Source organism: Nocardioides pakistanensis, from assembly GCF_054781215.1.
This window is the reverse complement of sequence record NZ_BAAGUV010000024.1, coordinates 63,309-81,506: the sequence shown is the minus strand read 5'-3', so window position 1 is coordinate 81,506 and position 18,198 is coordinate 63,309. Positions and strand designations below refer to the sequence as shown.

The following is an 18,198-nucleotide window of genomic DNA, read 5'->3' as shown; positions in this document are numbered from 1 at the left end:
CGCCCAGCGCCGCCCGCGCCGCGCCGCCCAGCGCCGCCCGCGCCGCGCCGCCCAGCGCCGCCCGCGCCGCGCCGCCCAGCGCCGCCCGCGCCGCGCCGCCCAGCGCCGCCCGCGCCGCGCCGCCCAGCGCCACCCGCGCCGCCGCCCCGCGCCGCCCCCGCGGCCCAGGGTCGCGCCGGGGACCGGGATCGCACCGCGGGTCAGGGGAAGCGGACGCCGGTGGCCTGCTCGGAGACCTCCCACAGCTGCCGCGCGAGGTCCTCGTCGCGGGCGACGCGGGAGGCGGTCACCACGGTCGGCAGTCCGCGCATCTCCGCGTAGCCCCGCGGCCCGGTGTAGCTGCCGCCCGGCAGGCCGGGCATGGTCGCCGCCATCAACGAGGGCTGCGCTGCGATGTCCGACGGTTGACCCAGCAGCCGGGTCGCGCCGACGGCGATCGCCCCGTCGGCGGTGGTTCCTTCCAGGTTCATGCCCTGGAACAGGTTCGTCGCGGCGTACCCGGGGTGCGCCGCCATCGACTGCACCGGACAGCCGCGGGCCCGCGCCCGGCGCTCCAGCTCGAACGCGAACAGCAGGTTGGCGAGCTTCGACTCGGCGTACGCCTTCCACTTCTGGTAGCGCCCGGTGGGATGACGCGGATCCTCCAGCGGCACGGTGCGCGCCATCCGGTGCGCCTGGGACGCCACGGTGACCACGCGGGCGGCGCGAGACTCGACGAGCTGCGGCCACAGCAGGCCGGTCAACGCGAAGTGACCGAGGTGGTTGGTGCCGAACTGCAGCTCGAAGCCGTCGACGGTACGACGGTACGGCGTGGCCATGACGCCGGCGTTGTTGATCAGGATGTCGAGCGGCCCGAGCCGCCCGGACTCCTCGACCGCCCGGCGGATCGAACCCAGGTCGGCGAGGTCCATCAGCAGCGGGGACAGCGAGGCCGAGGGCAGCATCCGCTTCACGTCGGCCACGGCGGCGGTGAGCTTCTCCTCCGAGCGGGCCGCCATCACGACGAGCGCTCCCTTGCGGGCGAGCTCGAGCACCACGTGCTCACCGAGCCCGCTGGTCACCCCGGTGACCAGCGCTCGCTTGCCTGCCAGGTCGGGGATGTCGTCGAGGGTCCACTGGTGTGCGCTCACGGGGTGACCGCCATCGCGGCGAGCACCTTCCGAGCGAGCTCGTCGTCCCCGGCGATCTCGACCGGCACCTGGTCGGCCGGGCGACGGCCGCCGGCGAGGATCACGAACGTCTCCACGTCCATCCGCAGGACCACGGTCGGGTCGCCCGGCTCGTCGGTGACGGGTACGGCGCGCCCGGACTCGTTCATCTCCACGGCGAGGTGCACCGGGCTGACCCCCGTGACATCGAGCACGACCGTCGTACCGGCGGGCGGAGCCACGACCTTGCCGACCACGAACGGGAACGCGCGCGTGAACGTGGCAACTGTGTGCGCCGCACCGGGGGTGTTCATCCCACCGGGCCGGCCGACGGCGCGCCGGATGTCCTGCTCGTGCATCCACACGTCGACCACGCGGTTGCTCAGCAGCGTCTCCCAGTCCCAGCCGATCTTGCCGGGGGTGCGGGGCGGGTCGGCCTTGCCGTCGGTGGGCGGGTCGGCGAGGAGCCGCTCGTGGCGCACCCGCGCGGCCTCCTCCAGCTCGTCGGTGACCTCCGGGCCGGTCATGTCGGCGCGGGCGACCAGGCCCATCTCGGTGAACACCGACGTCGGCGCGGTCAGGTGAGCGCCTTGCGGCACCTCCACCCGCTTCTGCTTCACGCCGGCGAGGTCGGACTCCAGGTGCGCCAGGTGGCAGGCGATGCCCTTCACGTCCCAGCCCGGCAGGTCGGTCGGGCGTGACCAGTCCTCGTCGTCGAGGCTGCGCAGGAGGCTGACGACGTCGTCGACGGCGCTGCGCCAGGACTCGACGTAACCGCTGAGACGTTCCCGGTCCGAAGTCATGGCCGAAGCGTAGGACATGGCCGTCGGCGGTCTATCGTCGATCTCATGCTGATCGCGGAGGACCTGCTGCTCCTGCTCACCAGGGACGACACCGGCAAGCTGGTGGCCTCGTCGACCGAGGTCGACGTCGCTCTCGGCGGGGCGATGCTGGTCGAGCTGACCCTGATGGAGCGCGTCGACCTCGCTGCCGAGGGCGAGGACGTGCGCGCCGGCAGGCTCGTGGTCCGCGACGCCGGCCCGACCTCCGACGCGCTGCTCGACGACGCCCTGCGCATCGTGGTCGACAAGCAGGGGAAGAAGCCGCAGGCGGTGGTCACGCCGCTCGGCAAGGGGCTGCGCAAACGGCTCTACGAGCGGCTCGCCGACCGGGGCATCCTGCGCTCCGAGAGCGGCAAGGTGCTCGGTGTCTTCCCCACCCAGCAGTGGCCCGCGCAGGACGCGGCGCACGAGGACGCGGTCAGGGTCCGGCTGGTCCACGCGCTTCGTGTGGGTGCCACCGACGACGACCGGGTCGCCGCACTGGTCTCCCTGTTGAACGCGTTGCGCGCGGTGCCCAAGGTCGTGGACCCGGACGAGATCGGGGTCGCCAAGAAGGAGCTGAACGCGCGTGCCAAGCAGATTGCCGAGGGCAACTGGGGTTCGGCGGCCGTCCGACGCGCGATCGACGACATGATGGCGGCGATCATGACTGCGGTGATGGCCGGCGCCGTCGCCTCCGGCAGCTCCTGAGGTCTTCGGTCAGGCGACGGCCTCGAGCTTCTGCCGGAACCGCGGCACGGTGGTCTCACCCATCCGGGCGATGCCCATCCCCACCAGCTTCTCCAGCGGCGGGATCCGCCAGAACGACTGCGGCTGGATCGTGAAGGTCACCTTCGTCCCGGTCCCCTCAGGCTCGAAGTCGTAATCCCACTTCCCGAACATCGACACCGATGACCGCTCGGTGATGTGCTTGTTGGGAACGACGTCGGTCAGCACGTCGAAGGCGTGGAAGCGGAGCCCGGCAACCTTCATGTCCCACTCGAAGTGGGTGCCGACACCGTCCTGGGTCTTGTGGATGTCGTGGACATCCATCAACCCGAGTTCCTTCCACTCGTCGGGGTTGCTGAAGAAACCGAACACCTTCTCGACCGGCGCCTCGATGTGGTAGCTCCTCTGGATGCTCATGGCGCTCATCTCCCTTGGGTCTTCGTCATCTCCACGCTAGGCACGCCCTCGTCGCTCCCTCCAGGGGCGATCGACCCTGTCGTGGACTCGCGAGCGGTCGGTTGGCGACGGTTGAGAGGATTGCGCGGTGACTCCCCGCAACGACGGTCCTCGTCCTCGCGTCCGCGCCCCCGAGCTCCGTGGCCGCGGCTGGCTCAACACCGGCGGCAGGTCGTACTCGATGACCGACTTCCGTGGGCGCTTCCTCCTCCTGGACTTCTGGACCTTCTGCTGCGTGAACTGTCTGCACGTCCTCGACGAGCTTCGCCCGCTGGAGGAGAAGTACGACGGTGAGCTCGTCGTCGTGGGGGTGCACTCGCCGAAGTTCGTGCACGAGGCCGACCCGGATGCACTCGCCGCGGCCGTCGAGCGCTACGAGGTCACCCACCCCGTCCTCGACGACCCCGACCTCGAGACCTGGCAGGCCTTCACAGCCCGCGCCTGGCCGACGCTGGTGCTCGTCGACCCGGAGGGCTACGTCGTCGCGCAGTACGCCGGGGAGGGTCACGAGCACGCCATCGACGCCCTGGTGGCCGAGCTCCGTGAGGAGCACCTCGCGAAGGGCACCCTCCAGCCCGGCGACTCGCCCTACGTCGCGCCGGAGCCCTCGACACGCGACCTGAAGTTTCCCGCCAAGGCGATCCGCCTTGCAGGCAAGGGATTCCTCGTCGCCGACGCCGGACATCACCAGCTCGTGGAGCTCGACGAGGACGCGGCGACCGTCGTACGCCGGATCGGGTCGGGTGAGCGGGGCCGCGCGGACGGGCCGGCCGAGCACGCGTCCTTCAACGAGCCGAACGGACTGGCCCTGCTGCCGTCCGCGGTCGCCGAGCGGGTCGGCTACGACGTCGTGGTCGCCGACACCGTGAACCACCTGCTCCGCGGCGTCGACACGGCCACCGGGACCGTCCGGACGGTCGCCGGCAACGGGAAGCAGTGGATGCAGGGCGACGGCACCGTCAGCCTGTCGAGCCCGTGGGACGTCGCCTGGTGGCAGGGGCGCGTGTGGGTGGCGATGGCCGGCATCCACCAGCTGTGGACCTTCGACCCGTTCACCGGGGAGGTCGACGTCGCGGCGGGCACCACCAACGAGGGGCTGCTCGACGGGCCGCTCCCGGAAGCGTGGTTCGCGCAGACCTCGGGGCTGGCCGCCGACGGCGACCGGCTGTGGCTGGCCGACTCGGAGACCTCGTCGCTGCGCTACGTCGAGGTCTCGACCTACGGGGACTCGACCCTTCGACAGGCCCAGGGCACCGCGGGCTCGACCTCCGCGGCCTCGACCAGCGGCGCTCGGGTGCACACGGTGGTCGGCAAGGGGCTGTTCGACTTCGGCTTCCGGGACGGCCCGGGTGACGAGGCGCTGCTGCAGCACCCGCTCGGGGTCACCGTGCTGCCCGACGGGTCGGTCGCGGTCTGCGACACCTACAACGGCGCGGTCCGCCGCTTCGACCCGGCGACCAGCGAGCTGTCGACGATCGCCACGGAGCTCGCCGAGCCGAGCGGCGCGGTCGTCGACGGTGATCACCTCGTGGTCGTCGAGTCCACCGCGCACCGGCTCACCCGGGTCGGCCTCGGTCAAGCCGCGCAGGCCGGCGGCTTCTCGCACACGACCCAGCGTCCGGTGACCGAGGTGGCCGGCGGCGAGCTCGAGCTGGTGGTGTCCTTCGAGCCGCCACCCGGTCAGAAGGTCGACGACCGGTTCGGACCCTCGGCACAGCTCCTCGTCTCGGCCACCCCGCCCGCGTTGCTCAAGGACGGCGAAGGTCGCGGCACCGACCTGACCCGCCGGCTCGTCATCGACCCCTCGGTCGGCGACGGCGTGCTCCACATCGCGGCACGGGCCGCCTCCTGCGACGCCCACGGCGGGGAGGGCGCGGCCTGCCACATGCACCAGCAGGACTGGGGTGTGCCGGTGCGCGTCGCGGCCGGTGGCACGGCCCGCCTGGTGCTCCCGCTGTCGGGCCGCTCCGAGCACTGACCGGCCGCGTCGGCGACGTCACGATCGTTCAGCTGAGCCCTTGTGACCATCGGAATCGGCTCGGCCGATGTCACAACCGGTCAGATGAGCGATCGTGGCGGGCTACCGTGGAGGCCATGACAGGCAAGGAGATCGGCGTGCGGACCGGTCGAGGCGTCGCGGTGGCCGCCCGCGTCACGGCGAGGTTGGTGCGGGTCCTGGTGCCGCTGGTGGTCGCGTTGCTCGTGCTGACCGGCCGGGTTGCCCGTCGTACCCTCCTGCTGGTCGTCGCCCTGCTCCGCACGCGCCTGGCAGCCCGAGGCCCGCAGACGCCGCCGGTGACACACACGAGCGCCCCGGCGCTCTGAGAGCTCCGGGGCGCTCGGCGATCCGATGGCCGACCGTTACCGAGGCGGACCCTCGTAGCGACGCTCCTCCACGTGGCGCGTCTCGGACCGCTGCTTGTTCATCACCAGCGCCAGGATGATCGCCAGCGCGCCGACGATCACGAAGATCCAGCCGAGCCCGTAGTCCTCCACGAACTGCACGTCGGGGACCACGCCCAGCAGCAGGACCAGACCGATCAGCAGAAGTACGACGCCCAAACCGATGCCCATGTTCACTCCCTGAGTTCAGCGGCAGCGCGTGTGCTGCCTCGGCGGCGCGCGCCTCGTGGGCCGCGCCGTTGGCTGACCTGACGCGTACCCGCCCGGGAGCCCGGCCAATCCTGGAACCAGGCAAAGGATGACAGAGCACAGGGGCCGTCCCGCCAGGTCGGCGGGACGGCCCCTGCGTGGTCCGGTACGGCGGTCGCGCCGGTGTGCGTCGGCCGCCGAAGGCCCTAGGTCAGAACGCCTCCTCGGCGAGGTCCATCAGCGACAGCTCGGTGGCGTCGGCGATGTGGCGCTCCGCGCTGATCTTCGGCAGCACGTTGCGCGCGAAGAACTGCGCCGCAGCGACCTTGCCCTCGTAGAAGGCCTTGTCCTTCTCGCTGACGTCACCGGCCAGCTTCTCGAGCGCGACCTCGGCCTGACGCATGAGCAGCCACGCGGAGACGATGTCGCCGAGCACCATCAGCAGGCGGCTGGTGTTGAGGCCGACCTTGTAGATGTTGCGCTGGTCGCCACCCTCGGCGTTCGGGTCGGCCGACATCAGCTGGTTGATCAGCGTGCCGACGATCGCCTGGCCGTCCTCGAGGCCCTTGGCGAGCAGCTCGCGCTCGATCTTGAGCCGGCCGTTGCCGGCCTCGCTCGAGACGAACTTCTCGATCTCGCCGGCGAGGAAGCCGAGGGCCTTGGCCTGGTCCTTGACGATCTTGCGGAAGAACAGGTCCTGGCCCTGGATCGCGGTCGTGCCCTCGTAGAGGGTGTCGATCTTCGCGTCGCGGACGTACTGCTCGACCGGGTACTCCTGCAGGAAGCCGGAGCCACCGAAGGTCTGCAGGGACTCGGTGCCGAGCAGCACCCAGGAACGCTCGGAGCCGTAGCCCTTGACGATCGGCAGGAGCAGGTCGTTGACGCGCTCGGCGAGCTCATCACGCTCACCCTTGTGCTCGGCCAGCTGGACCCGGTCCTGCCAGGTCGCGGTGTAGATGACCAGCGCGCGCAGCGCCTCGGCGTACGACTTCTGGGTCATCAGCGACCGGCGCACGTCGGGGTGGTGGGTGATCGTCACGCGCGGTGCGGTCTTGTCGGCCGCCTGCGTGAGGTCGGCGCCCTGCACGCGGCTCTTGGCGAACTCGAGCGCGTTGAGGTAGCCGGTGGACAGCGTGGCGATGGCCTTGGTGCCGACCATCATCCGGGCGTTCTCGATGACCTGGAACATCTGCGCGATGCCGTCGTGCACCTCGCCGAGCAGCCAGCCCTTGGCGGGCTCCTTCTCGCCGAAGGTCACCTCGCAGGTGTTGGACACCTTGATGCCCATCTTCTTCTCGACGTTGGTGACGTAGACGCCGTTGCGCTCGCCGGTCAGCTCACCGGTCTCGTGGTCGAAGTGGAACTTCGGCACGATGAACAGCGAGAGGCCCTTGGTGCCCGGACCGCCGGCACCCTCGACGCCCACCGGGCGCGCGAGCACGAGGTGGATGATGTTCTCGCTCATGTCGTGCTCGGCGGAGGTGATGAAGCGCTTCACGCCCTCGATGTGCCAGGAGCCGTCCTCCTGCAGCATCGCCTTGGAACGGCCGGCGCCGACGTCGGAGCCGGCGTCGGGCTCGGTGAGCACCATGGTCGAGCCCCACTGCCGGTCGACCATGTGCTGCGCGATCAGCTTGTCGCGCTCGTTGCCGTTGCGGTACACCACGGAGGCGAAGCTCGGGCCGGCGGCGTACATCCAGATCGGCGCGTTGGAGCCGAGGATCATCTCGCCGATCGCCCAGTTGAGGCTCGACGGCGCGGGCTGCCCACCCAGCTCGGCGGGGATGGCCAGACGCCAGTACTCCGCGTCCATCCAGGCCTGGTAGCTCTTCTTGAACGACTCGGGGATGTCCGCGGTGCCGGCCTCGGGGTCGAAGACCGGCGGGTTGCGGTCGCTGTCCTCGTACGACGCGGCAAGGTCCTCGCGCGACAGCCGGTCGACCTCGGCCAGGATCGACTTCGCGGTATCCACGTCGACCTCCTCGAAGGGGCCGGTGCCGAGGATCTCGTCGCGGCCGAACACCTCGAAGAGGTTGAACTCGATGTCGCGGATGTTGCTCTTGTAGTGGCTCACAGCTCCACCTTCGATATCGGGGTACCGGCGCTCTGCGGTCCGGTCCGGATCCGTCCCGGGCAGGGGAGAGCCCCGGGCATACTCGTCAGTAACCTATTGTCGTACCGGCGAGTAATAAAGGCAACCCCGCAGCGGCCTCCGGGCTACTGGTGAGCCTGGTCACCCGCGACCGAGTCCATGCCGCCTCGCTGCGGCGGGCGGTGACCGTCGAGCCCCATGTCGGACTCGCGCAACAGCTTCGAGACCAGCTGGTGGCCAAGCTCGATCGTCTGGGTGAGCGTCGTGAGGCCGGCCTCGACCCGGCCGGCCTCGAAGGCCCACTTGGCCGCCGCCATCCCCTGGATCAGCGTGTCGTTGACCTCGGCGGCGTCGCGCTGGCGCTGGGCGGCCGCCTCCAGGGCCCGCTGTCGCTCCGTCGCGACCGCGAGCCGGTCCGAGGCGTCGCCGAGGAGCCCGCCGAGCAGCAGGAACGGCACGAGTCGTGAGGTCCACCCCACGAACGACAGGTCGATGTCGCGGGCCACCACCCAGATGGCGACCAGGCAGCAGGCGACGAGCCCGGCGGCGAAGCCGGCTGCGCGGCCGAAGGCGAGCGCGAGCAGCGCGATCGGCAGCATGTAGAGCATGCTCACCGCGTCCCTGGGCGCGTCACCGATGAGGATCCGGGTCATGAACACGCCGAGGGCGAGTGTGATCGCCACCCCGACGGCCCAGTGCGGCCGCTCCCGGAACCAGGGGAGGGGTGCGCCCTCGGTGCGCTTGGCTCCCCCGAAAAAGGACATGCCGGCAACTGTCGCATGAAAGACGCGCGACTTTCAGTGGGTCGAAGGTCCCGACTTTGCGATCGCCGTGAGGTGAGTCACCTATCTCAGTCGTCTCACGTATGTATAGTGACTCACTAGAGTTAGATCGCCCCAGGGCGATGTCCGAGCCGCCTCATCCGAGAAGGACCACCTCCCATGCGCAACCTGATCGTCCTCGCCGTCGTCGGCCTCGTCGCCCAGCTCGTCGACGGCTCGCTCGGGATGGGGTTCGGCGTCACCTCGTCGACCCTCTTGATCGCGGCGGGGATCGCGCCGGCGACCGCGTCGGCCTCGATCCACCTTGCGGAGGTGGGCACCACGCTGATCTCGGGCTTCTCCCACTACAAGTTCGGCAACGTCGACTGGCGCACGGTCGCGATCATGGCCCTGCCCGGCGGCATCGGCGCCTTCCTCGGTGCGCAGTTCCTGGTCAGCCTGCCCGCGGAGACCGCCAAGCCGTGGGTGGCCGGCCTGCTGTTCGCGCTCGGCCTGTACGTGATCTGGCGCTTCCTCTTCCTCGGAGGTCGGCGTCCGGAGTTCCGGGGGCGGCTCTCGGCACGGTTCCTGGTGCCGCTCGGCCTGGTCGGCGGCACGCTCGACGCGGTGGGTGGTGGCGGCTGGGGCCCGGTCGGGACCACCTCGCTGCTGTCCTCCGGCCGGCTCTCCCCGCGCATGGTGGTCGGCTCGGTCTCCGCCTCGGAGTTCGTGGTCGCGGTGGGTGGCTCGCTGGGCTTCCTGCTCGCCCTCGGGAGCGCGGGCATCAACTACGGCTTCGTCGCGGCGCTCCTCGCCGGTGGCGTGTTCGCGGCCCCGCTGGCCGCCTGGCTGGTCAGGCACCTCCCGGCCCGGGTGCTCGGCGTCGCCGCCGGCGGTCTGATCCTGCTCACCAACAGCAAGACGGTGCTCGAGTCGCTCGGCGCCTCGGGTGGGACCCTGCTGCTGGCCGGCTCGGCGGTCGCGGTGGTCTGGGTGGCGCTGATCGGCCTGGCCGTGCGTCAGGAGCGCGCTGCCCGTGCCGTGCGCACCGACGGGGCCGGCGACACCCTCGAGCCCGTCGCCTGACCGGTGATCCGGCGCCCGCGCAGGCGGCGGGCGGCCGACCTTGGCGTAGGGCCTCCCGCCCTGGTCAGTGCGGGAGCCAGGCGTCCTCGCCCTGGGTGAGAGCCTCGACCTGGTCCGGCAGCCTCTTCTCCACCAGGGCGGCGATCGTGACCCGCTCCAGGACCTCGCGCAGGCCGGCGCGGGCGGCGATCCAGACGTGCTGCAGCACCCGGGCGGTGTCGTTGTACTCCACCGCCTCCGGCCTGACGCCGTACACGCTCACCAGGGGGCCGTCCACCGCTCTGATCACGTCGGCCACGGTCACGTCGTCGGCAGCCCGGGCCAGCCGCCAGCCGCCGGCCTGACCTCGCTGGCTGCGCACGATGCCGGCGCGGCGGAGGTCGGCGAGGATGGCCTGGAGGAACCCGCGTGGGATCTCCTGCCTGCGGCCGAGCTCCTCGGCGCTGAGCGCCACCCCTCCGTGCTCGGTCGCGATCTCGATCAACGCACGCAGTGCGTAGTCGGTCTTCGCGGACACTCGCATGGCCGCAAGTCTGTCAGATCGACTGGATCGCTCGACATTCCGCCGGGTCGGCTGCAGCCGCCCCGCCGCAGGCGCCGGACCCGCCGTGCTCCGGGCAGGCAGGCACTGGAACACGTTCTAGTTCACCGGCTAGAGTGGCACCGTGATCGAGACCGACGCCATCACCTGGACCGCGCCCGACAGTGACCACCCGGCCCGGCGGGCCTCTCAGGTCTCCGCCGCGACCGTCGCCCGCGGGGTCAAGGAGGACTGGCTGGACCTGTTCGCGCCCGACGCCGTGGTCGAGGACCCGGTCGGCCCCTCGATGTTCGACCCCAAGGGCAAGGGTCATCACGGCCGCGAGGGCATCGCGGCCTTCTGGGACCTCGCGATCGCCGGCGTCCAGCGGTTCCACTTCACGATCACCGACTCGTTCGCCGGCGGCGACTCCTGTGCCAACGTCGGCACGATCAGCACGGTCCTGGAGGACGGCACCCGCGTCGACACCGAGGGCGTCTTCGTCTACCGCGTCGACGAGGCGGGCCGGATCACGTCGATCAGGGCGCACTGGGAGTTCGACCGCGCGATGGCGACCGTCACGCCGGGCTGAGGCGGTGCGGTCACGCCTGCCGGTCCCCGATCTGGACCGGTTACAGGTTTGCGCGGCGGTCGTGTTTCAATCATCGGCGGGTTGAAGAAGGCAGCCCATCCGGCTTGACGGCCGGAGCGGGCTGAGCCACCGGGGGCACGCCCGCTGTCGTGCCGTCTGTACGAGGAGTTGACGATGCGCTCCGGCTGTGCGGCATGACGACCGTCATCACCGGTCCCTACGGGTCCTTTCGCTACACCGTCGCCACCCAGGAGTGGTGGTGGGACGACGATCTGTTCCGCATCCACGGGTTCGAGCCGGGTGACGTCGTACCCACGACCGACCTGCTCGTCGCGCACAAGCACCCCGACGACGCCGCCGTCGCCACCGCGATCATCCTCAACGCGTTCACCAGCGGCGAGCCGTTCGCGCTGTGGCACCGGATCATCGACGCCCGGCTGCGCACCCGCCAGGTGGTCTCGGTCGGCGACGGCTTCCGCGGTGAGGACGGGAACCTGCTCGAGGTGCGCGGCTACATGGTCGACGTCACCGGCTCCAAGCGCAGCCAGACCGCGCGCGACATCGACGAGGCGGTACGACGCTCCGCCGAGTCCCGAGGCGCGATCGAGCAGGCCAAGGGGATGGTGATGGCCACCCTCGGGATCGGCGCCGACGAGGCCTTCGACTTGATCAAGCGCACCTCGCAGAACGCCAACATCAAGGTGCGCGACCTCGCGCAGACCCTGCTCGACACCTTCGAGAAGATGCGCGCCGACGAGATCGACGCCCGCAAGGTCGTGGCCCAGGTCCTCGGCGTGTGACCAACCCTCGCGGGCTCACTCCGGCCCGGCGTGGTCGCAGACCCACTCGACGAACGGACGCGCCTCGCGCCAGTCGGACCTGACCCGGTCGAGCAGGTCCGGGGTGTGGATGAACGGCTCGAACCCGTAGCTCTTGCCGAGCGTCATCGACCGGTGCCGCAGCAGCTCGATCCGCGGGTGGTCGGCGTCGTACCCGCGAGGCGAGGTCTTGAGCCGGTCGCCGCCCAGCGTCCAGCCGGCTCCGGTCAGTGCGGCCAGGATCCGCTCCAGGTCGCCGCCGCGGCGGTCGTCGGCCATCGCCTCGCGGATCCGGGCCAGTCTCGGCCCCGAAGCCTCGTAGAACCCGACGCCGACCCGGACCCCGGGAGCAGCGACCTCGATGTAGTAGCCGGTCGCGGGGCCGCGCGGGACGAAGACGCCCTGGTGGGTCTTGTAGGGCGTCTTGTCCTTGGCGAAGCGCACGTCGCGGTACGGCCGGAACACCTTCGCCTGGCCGAACTCGTCCTCCAGCGCTCGGGCCAGCGCGGTCATCGGGCCGCGCACCGCGGTCTCGTAGGTCGCCTTGTGGGCGGCCCAGAAGGACTTGCTGTTGTCCACCTCGAGGTCGTCGTAGAAGTCCAGGGCGGCCACCGGGATCCCGGTGAAGTCGGTGTGCTCGGCCATGCGCCGAGAATAGGCACGGCCCGGTCGCGGGAGGTCAGCGGTCGCCCGGCGGTCCGTCCTTGATCCGCCGCCGGGTGTGGTCGAGGTCGCCGCGCCACCATCCGAGCTTCTCGACCCACCAGGTCAGTCCCGCCTCGGCGTACTCGTCCAGCGGCGGCGCGCCGGGTGTCACGCCCTCCAGCACCACGTCGAGGGGTCCGGCGTCGGGTGCCCGGTGCCGGCGGACGAACGCCACGGCCTCGGCCAGCTGCTCGGGTGCCGCGTTGCCGGTGTGCGGCATGCCGCGGAAGGTCGGGAAGACCCCGTCCCAGCGGGCGGCGCGGCGGAACCCGGGCTTGGCGGGCCAGGTGCCGGCGACCCAGATCGGGACCCGCGGTCGTTGGACGGGGCGCGGCCGGAAGGTCACGTCGTCGACGGTGAAGTGCTCGCCGCGGTAGCTGAACGGCTCGCCTGTCCAGAGCCCGGCGATCACGTCGAGCCCCTCGTCGGTCTTGCGCCCCCGGACCACCGGGTCCGGGTCGTCGCCGAAGCCGCTGAAGTCCTCGACCCGGGAGCCGAGACCCACCCCGAGCACCATCCGGCCGCCGCTGAGCAGGTCCAGGGAGGCCATCTCGTGGGCGACCTTGGCGGGCCGGCGCCGGCCGAGCTGCACCACGCAGATGCCCAGCGTGATCCGCTCGGTGGCGGACGCGGCGGCGGCGATCGCGACCTGCGGGTCGGTGACCGGCTCGCCGGGGTAGACCAGGTGGTCCCAGAGCAGGAGCCCGTCCCAACCGTGCTGCTCGGCGAGCGCGGCCAGCTCGCGCGTGACCCGCGGGTCGGCGTACTCGCCGATGTTCGGGATCCCCACGGCCCGGCGGATCATCGAGCGCCTCGCCCGGCCGGTGGGGCGTCAGCGGACTCCGGGCCGTGGCCGCGGCGGAGCACCTCGTCGCGCGCCCGGTCGATCCCGCCGTGCTCGAGGGCGGCCACCGTCGACGTGCCCGACCAGACGAGCCGGCCGCGGTGGCGCACGCTCACCGTCATCGTCGCGCCGAGGTGCTCGATCGCGCCGGGGACGTTGCGCCGCTCGCTGGGCAGGGGCACGGGCAGGACGTGAGCGTGCTCGAGCGGGCTGTGTCCCTCCACGTCGATCCGCCACCGGGCGCTGCGTCCGCGCAGCAGCCAGGTGTCGTCGGAGACCTCGGCGTGCACCGGCGAGACGACCGGGTCGCCGAGGCGGACCAGCCGGCCGTCGGGCAGGAGTACGACGAGCGCGGTGACCGTCGTACGCAACGGCCCGGCGGTGACCTCGCCGCCGGCGAACGCCACGCACACCGCCGGCTCCGCGAACCCGTGCGCCTGCCCCCACCACCAGGAGTCCGGGAAGCCGCCCTTCCCCCAGTTCTTCTCGCCGTAGACCACCCAGCCGTCGAGGTCCCAGGTGTCCCCGCCCACGACCGCGGTGCCGCGGGCGGAGCCGCCGAGGAGCCAGGGATGCCAGTACTGGTTCAGCCCCGGGACCGCCTGGAACACGCTCGAGCCGCCGAGGCTGCGGCGTGGCCAGGGGACCGGTGCCTCGATCCGGGCGTCGATCCGCGCGTCCTCGCCGAGGTCGACCCGCAGGGTGTCGCGGGTGCCCTGGAACGCATCGCCGGCGAATGCGCCGAGCCCCGTCGGCGACGCCGAGCCGACCGGATGGGCGACGGTGCGGACGAAGTCGTTCGGGTGCGCGGCGACACCGAGGGTCGACCAGTGGTCGCCGCCGGGACCCCGGTTGACGCCGTTCAGCGCGATCACCACGCGGCCGCTCGCCGGGTCGGTGAACCGCCAGAAGTACCCCTCCATCGCCACGTCGTGGGCGCGCAGCGGATCCCCGAACGGGAGGTCGGCTCCGATGGCCCGGTAGCGCGCCGCGAGTGCGGACACGCGCGATGCCCGACGTACGGCTCTCAGGGGTGCGGCCACCGGCCCATCATGGCAGGGCGGCGCGGCTCAGCCGGGCCGGACGGCCCCGGAGAACGGCATCGAGGTCACGCTCGCGACCCGCACCCCGGTGCCCGGGTTGGCGGCGTCGACGATCTGCCCGTTCCCGATGTAGATGCCCACGTGGCTGACCGGGCTGTAGTAGAAGACCAGGTCGCCGGGGCGGAGCTCGGACTGTGCCACCGGCGTGCCGGCGCCCATCTGCGCGCTGGAGGAGTGCGGCAGGCTGACGCCGGCCTGGGCCCACGCCATCATGGTCAGCCCGGAACAGTCGTAGCCGCCGGGACCGGCCGCGGCCCAGATGTAGGCCTTGCCCACCTGGGCGAGCGCGTACTCGACGACGGCGGCGGCGTCGCCGGACACCCGGGCCGGTTCGGGCGCGCTCCCAGATGCCTGGGCCCGCGCCAGCTCCCGGCGTTCGTCGGCCTCGAGCGTGGCGAGCAGCTCCTCGGCCTCCTCGGCCTTGTCCTGGATGCGCGTCTTCTCGGTGGCCAGGCGCTTCTTGCGGTCCGCGACTCCGGCGAGCTCGCGGGCCATCGCCTGCTTCCGCAGCTCCAGCCGCCGTGCCTCGGTGGCGTAGGCGTGCATCACCTGGGCCTGCTGGTCGTCGTACGCCGCGACCGTGGAGAGTGTCTCGAGGAACGTGTCGGGGTCCTCCGAGAGCAGCACCTGCGCGGCCGAGGAGAACGCCTCGCCCTGGTAGCGGGCGACGACCGCCGCGGCCACCTCGTCACGGACCTGCTCGGCGGCCCGACGTTGCCGGCGGACGTCGCTGCGGAGCGCTGCGACGCGGGCGCGTGACTCGTCGAGCTCGAGCCGGATGTCGTTGTAGCGCTCGGAGGCGATCTCGGCGCGGTGGTAGAGCCGGTCGACCCGCTCCCTCACCTCCTCGATCTCCGGCTCGGCCTGGCTCACGCCCTGCAGCAGCAGGGGCGCGGCCAGAGCCGAGACGGCGAGCGTGGTCAGCAGGCGGCGGGTGCGGCGGAGGGTGGAGCTCACGCGGAGAAGGAGTCCTCTCGGTCGGGGTCCTGGTCGGACGCCGGTACGTCGGTCACGTCACTTCTGCGGGTGCGGCGCCAGGCGACCAGCCCGGCGACGAGCGCGATCGTCAGCGGCAGCACCCAGCCCGGGATCGCCGCGGCGACCTCGCTGATCGCCCGCTGCGCCTCGAACTCCAGATCGGTGGTGTCACCCAGACCGAGCACGCCGGTGATGCCCGCGGTGCCGTCGAAGCGCAGGAACAGCACACCGATCGCCACGAACAGCAGGCCGGAGACCAGCGAGGTGGTGTGCACGGTGACCGGCCCCAGCTTCAGCATCCGGCCGCGCAGCCAGCGCTTGCGACCGAGCTGGAAGCGGTCCCACAGCGCGGCCAGCACGAACAGCGGCGCGGCCATGCCGAGGGCGTAGACGGCCAGGAGCAGGCCGCCTTGCAGCGGTGAGTCCTGGGTGGCGGCCATGGTCAGGATCGCGCCGAGCACCGGCCCGGAGCAGAACCCGGCGAGGCCGTAGACCGCGCCGAGGGCCACGGTGGACAGCCAGGTCGCGGTGCCGCCGGCGTTCTTGGCCGACTGCCGGTTGGACCACGCCTGCAGCTTGTCCGCGAACGGCATCGCGAAGCTGCGGCCGAGGATCTGCATCACGCCGAGGGCGATGATCGACCAGCCGGCGATCGAGATCAGCAGGCCGCGGTGGCCGTAGAACAGGGCCGACGCCGCACCCGCCCCGGTGCCGAGCGGCACCAGGGTGAGCACGAGTCCGCCGTAGAACGCGGCGGTGCGCAGCAGCAGCGCGGACCGGCTCGCGAACGCGTAGGCGAAGAACGACGGCAGGAGCAGCGCACTGCAGGGGGAGAGCAGCGCGAGCACCCCGGCGGCGAAGGCCGCCAGCAGGCCGACCTCGGTCACCGGGCTGCTTCCGCTGCCTGCTCGATGGCCTCGGCGAAGACCTCGGTCGGCTGGGCGCCCATGATCGGCTGGCCGTTGACGAGGAAGGCCGGAGTGCCGGTGACGCCGATCGACTGGCCCTCCTGGAAGTCCTTCTGCACCGCGGCCGCGACCGCGTCGGACTTCAGGTCCTTGGCGAACTGCTCGGCGTCGAGGCCGGCCTCCTTCGCCACGCCGACGAGGTACTCCTCGGTGAGCTTGCCGGAGTTCGGCGGCTGCTGGTCGGCGAACATCGCGTCGTGGAACTCCCAGAACTTGCCCTGGGCGCCGGCGGCCCGGCCGGCCTGCGCGGCGGTGGTCGACTCGGGGCCGAGGTAGGGGAAGTCGCGCCACTCGATGCGCAGCGTGCCGTCCTCGACGTACTTCTGGACGAGCTCGGGCTTGGTGTCGCGCGCGAACTTCCCGCAGAACGGGCACTGGAACTCGGAGTAGTTGATCATCACGACCGGGGCGTCGACCTCGCCGAGCGCCATCGGGTCGTCGGCGTCCCGGCGGACCAGCGCGGCGAACGGGTCGCTCTCGCCGTCGACCGGCGGGCGGCTGCCGTCGCGCGAGACGCCGGCGACCGGCGCCTCGGACTCGTTGCCGCCGCCACCGGCGAGAGCAGGGGCGAGCAGCATCACGCCGGTGATCAGGGCAGCGACGACGGCCACCACGATCGGGACGGTCGCCTTGTTGCGGGCGGGCCCGGAAGTGGGCGTGCTGGTCTTTGTGGACATGGAGAAGCTCCTCCGAGACTCGGGTGCGAGGGATGTGGAACCGGGATGGAAAGCGGGGTCAGCGGGGTTGCTCGGGCAAGGCGCAGGAGACCTGCCCACGCAGCCGGGTGCGCAGGGCCCAGACGAGCACGGCGATCGCTGCGAGCGACAGCACGGGCTGGACCGGCTCGAACCAGGTGAGGGCGCCGGAGGTGCCCAACGCGAGCAGGACGAGCTTGTTGCAGACCGGGCAGCCGACGGCGAAGAAGGTGAGGAAGCCGCCGACGTACCCGCCCTTGACCGAGCGGTCGGTGCCCTCTCCCGCCTCGTCGCCCTTGGCGGCCGGGTCGGCGACGTAGGTGGCGGTGAGCAGCCCGGCCAGCACCGAGGACACGACGAGCGCCGGCCACGACCACCAGGTCGGCGGGATCTCCCGGCCGAAGACGGGGGTGTCGATGAGGTCGGTGGGGATGCCGATCAGCAGGGCGTAGGCGACCGTCGAGCCGACGGCGACCAGCCAGTGGCGCGACGTCCACGCGCGCAGGCCGGACCGGATCCGAGGCGCCTCGACCTGGGGGACTGTGCTCATGCTCCGACCTCCACGGGATGTCCTTGGGTGCGCCACTCGAGGAGCCCGTCCTGGAGCCTGCGGGCGCGGCGGCCCTGGGCCTGCAGCAGTCGGACGGCGTCGTGGGCCAGCACGCAGTAGGCGCCACGGCAGTAGGCGATGATGTCGGCGTCCTCGGCCAGGTCCTCGACGGCGCTGAGGTCCTCGGCGAGCCGGCCGAACGGCAGCGAGCGTGCCCCGGGGATGTGCCCTGCGGCGTACTCCTCGGGCGGGCGGACGTCGAGCAGCACCACCTCGCCGCGCTCGAGCACGTCGAGGAGGTCCTCGCGGCTGATCTCCTCCACGTCCGCGTCGGCGTCGCCGTGGCTGCCCATCCCGAGGTAGGACTCGAGCGCGCGGTCGACGTCGGCGGAGTGCACGCGGGCGACGGTGCGCATGGTGGCGTACAGCGCAGCGACGTCCTCGCCGGCCAACCGGTAGTACACCCTGGTGCCCTCGCGGCGGGTGGTCACCAGGTTCGAGAGCTTGAGCACCTGCAGGTGCGCGGAGGCGGTGCTCACGCCGAGGCCGGCCTCGCGGGCCAGCGACTCGACCGTGCGCTCGCCCTGGCTGAGCAGGTCGATCAGCTCCAGCCGCTTGGCGCTTCCGAAGGCCTTGCCCACGATCGCCAGCTGGCTGAAGAGGGTGCTCTTCGCCTCGCGGTTCTCCACCTGTCCTCCAAAGTTCTTTGGAATACCGTACATGACGGAGCCAGGTGGAGA

21 protein-coding genes are annotated in these 18,198 nt (G+C 71.6%); 6 read left to right on the top strand and 15 right to left on the bottom strand.

Annotation, left to right across the window (positions count from 1 at the left end; genetic code table 11):
- Positions 1–200 precede the first annotated feature (200 nt).
- Positions 201–1,130, bottom strand: coding sequence for an oxidoreductase (locus ACYVIH_RS11285; RefSeq protein ID WP_460869335.1), 930 nt, complete (start codon positions 1,128–1,130; stop codon positions 201–203).
- Complete coding sequence (locus tag ACYVIH_RS11280; protein WP_460869333.1) at positions 1,127–1,951, bottom strand: maleylpyruvate isomerase family mycothiol-dependent enzyme; 825 nt, start codon at positions 1,949–1,951, stop codon at positions 1,127–1,129. The genes ACYVIH_RS11285 and ACYVIH_RS11280 overlap by 4 nt, the downstream gene beginning before the upstream one ends.
- A gap of 45 nt (positions 1,952–1,996) precedes the next feature.
- Between ACYVIH_RS11280 and ACYVIH_RS11275 the strand changes: the two genes are divergently transcribed.
- Positions 1,997–2,680, top strand: a complete 684-nt coding sequence (locus ACYVIH_RS11275; protein ID WP_460869331.1) for a GOLPH3/VPS74 family protein — start codon at positions 1,997–1,999, stop codon at positions 2,678–2,680.
- 9 nt (positions 2,681–2,689) lie between these two features.
- Here ACYVIH_RS11275 and ACYVIH_RS11270 read toward each other — a convergent pair whose 3' ends face one another.
- Positions 2,690–3,115, bottom strand: a complete 426-nt coding sequence (locus tag ACYVIH_RS11270; protein WP_460869329.1) for an SRPBCC family protein — start codon at positions 3,113–3,115, stop codon at positions 2,690–2,692.
- A 127-nt stretch (positions 3,116–3,242) separates the two neighbouring features.
- Between ACYVIH_RS11270 and ACYVIH_RS11265 the strand changes: the two genes are divergently transcribed.
- Together ACYVIH_RS11265 and ACYVIH_RS11260 are read left to right on the top strand one after the other, a co-directional pair.
- Positions 3,243–5,132 (top strand): NHL domain-containing thioredoxin family protein, encoded by a 1,890-nt coding sequence (locus tag ACYVIH_RS11265; RefSeq protein ID WP_460869327.1) that lies wholly within the window; start codon positions 3,243–3,245, stop codon positions 5,130–5,132.
- Positions 5,133–5,248: 116 nt separating this feature from the next.
- On the top strand, positions 5,249–5,479 hold the full coding sequence (locus ACYVIH_RS11260; protein WP_460869325.1) for a hypothetical protein: 231 nt from the start codon (positions 5,249–5,251) through the stop codon (positions 5,477–5,479).
- A gap of 36 nt (positions 5,480–5,515) precedes the next feature.
- On the opposite strand, the gene ACYVIH_RS11255 is transcribed toward ACYVIH_RS11260, so the two are convergent.
- The 3 genes from ACYVIH_RS11255 to ACYVIH_RS11245 form a co-directional block, all read right to left on the bottom strand.
- Positions 5,516–5,728: a DUF6458 family protein gene (locus tag ACYVIH_RS11255; RefSeq protein ID WP_460869323.1), complete on the bottom strand. Its 213-nt coding sequence runs from the start codon at positions 5,726–5,728 to the stop codon at positions 5,516–5,518.
- Between the two features lie 229 nt (positions 5,729–5,957).
- Entirely contained in the window at positions 5,958–7,820 is a 1,863-nt protein-coding gene (locus tag ACYVIH_RS11250; protein ID WP_460869321.1) for an acyl-CoA dehydrogenase, read from the bottom strand.
- A 143-nt stretch (positions 7,821–7,963) separates the two neighbouring features.
- A complete protein-coding gene (locus tag ACYVIH_RS11245; RefSeq protein ID WP_460869319.1) occupies positions 7,964–8,602 on the bottom strand; it encodes a hypothetical protein in 639 nt (212 codons plus the stop codon).
- A gap of 177 nt (positions 8,603–8,779) precedes the next feature.
- On the opposite strand from ACYVIH_RS11245, the gene ACYVIH_RS11240 reads away from it, so the two are divergent.
- A complete protein-coding gene (locus tag ACYVIH_RS11240; RefSeq protein WP_460869317.1) occupies positions 8,780–9,685 on the top strand; it encodes a sulfite exporter TauE/SafE family protein in 906 nt (301 codons plus the stop codon).
- A gap of 64 nt (positions 9,686–9,749) precedes the next feature.
- On the opposite strand, the gene ACYVIH_RS11235 is transcribed toward ACYVIH_RS11240, so the two are convergent.
- A complete protein-coding gene (locus ACYVIH_RS11235; RefSeq protein WP_460869315.1) occupies positions 9,750–10,208 on the bottom strand; it encodes an RrF2 family transcriptional regulator in 459 nt (152 codons plus the stop codon).
- A 142-nt stretch (positions 10,209–10,350) separates the two neighbouring features.
- On the opposite strand from ACYVIH_RS11235, the gene ACYVIH_RS11230 reads away from it, so the two are divergent.
- A complete protein-coding gene (locus tag ACYVIH_RS11230; RefSeq protein ID WP_460869313.1) occupies positions 10,351–10,797 on the top strand; it encodes a nuclear transport factor 2 family protein in 447 nt (148 codons plus the stop codon).
- A gap of 194 nt (positions 10,798–10,991) precedes the next feature.
- Positions 10,992–11,597, top strand: coding sequence for a PAS and ANTAR domain-containing protein (locus tag ACYVIH_RS11225; protein ID WP_460869311.1), 606 nt, complete (start codon positions 10,992–10,994; stop codon positions 11,595–11,597).
- A 15-nt stretch (positions 11,598–11,612) separates the two neighbouring features.
- Here the strand turns inward: ACYVIH_RS11225 and ACYVIH_RS11220 are convergent, their stop codons facing one another.
- From ACYVIH_RS11220 to ACYVIH_RS11185, 8 genes are all read right to left on the bottom strand, one after another.
- Positions 11,613–12,260, bottom strand: coding sequence for a DUF2461 domain-containing protein (locus ACYVIH_RS11220; RefSeq protein ID WP_460869309.1), 648 nt, complete (start codon positions 12,258–12,260; stop codon positions 11,613–11,615).
- A gap of 34 nt (positions 12,261–12,294) precedes the next feature.
- The gene (locus tag ACYVIH_RS11215; RefSeq protein ID WP_460869307.1) at positions 12,295–13,125 is read right to left on the bottom strand and encodes an LLM class flavin-dependent oxidoreductase; all 831 of its coding nucleotides are present in this window, start codon (positions 13,123–13,125) and stop codon (positions 12,295–12,297) included.
- Entirely contained in the window at positions 13,122–14,168 is a 1,047-nt protein-coding gene (locus tag ACYVIH_RS11210; RefSeq protein WP_460869305.1) for a tocopherol cyclase family protein, read from the bottom strand. The genes ACYVIH_RS11215 and ACYVIH_RS11210 overlap by 4 nt, the downstream gene beginning before the upstream one ends.
- Before the next feature lie 66 nt (positions 14,169–14,234).
- Complete coding sequence (locus ACYVIH_RS11205) at positions 14,235–15,224, bottom strand: C40 family peptidase (RefSeq protein WP_460869303.1); 990 nt, start codon at positions 15,222–15,224, stop codon at positions 14,235–14,237.
- Positions 15,221–16,132 carry a cytochrome c biogenesis CcdA family protein gene (locus ACYVIH_RS11200; RefSeq protein WP_460869301.1) on the bottom strand — a complete coding sequence of 304 codons (912 nt, stop codon included), beginning with the start codon at positions 16,130–16,132 and terminating at the stop codon, positions 15,221–15,223. The genes ACYVIH_RS11205 and ACYVIH_RS11200 overlap by 4 nt, the downstream gene beginning before the upstream one ends.
- Positions 16,129–16,890 (bottom strand): DsbA family protein, encoded by a 762-nt coding sequence (locus ACYVIH_RS11195; RefSeq protein ID WP_460869299.1) that lies wholly within the window; start codon positions 16,888–16,890, stop codon positions 16,129–16,131. Before ACYVIH_RS11195 ends, ACYVIH_RS11200 begins: the two co-directional genes overlap by 4 nt.
- A 58-nt stretch (positions 16,891–16,948) precedes the next feature.
- Complete coding sequence (locus tag ACYVIH_RS11190; protein ID WP_460869297.1) at positions 16,949–17,458, bottom strand: hypothetical protein; 510 nt, start codon at positions 17,456–17,458, stop codon at positions 16,949–16,951.
- Positions 17,455–18,147 (bottom strand): ArsR/SmtB family transcription factor, encoded by a 693-nt coding sequence (locus ACYVIH_RS11185; protein ID WP_460869295.1) that lies wholly within the window; start codon positions 18,145–18,147, stop codon positions 17,455–17,457. Before ACYVIH_RS11185 ends, ACYVIH_RS11190 begins: the two co-directional genes overlap by 4 nt.
- Between the last annotated feature and the right edge of the window lie 51 nt (positions 18,148–18,198).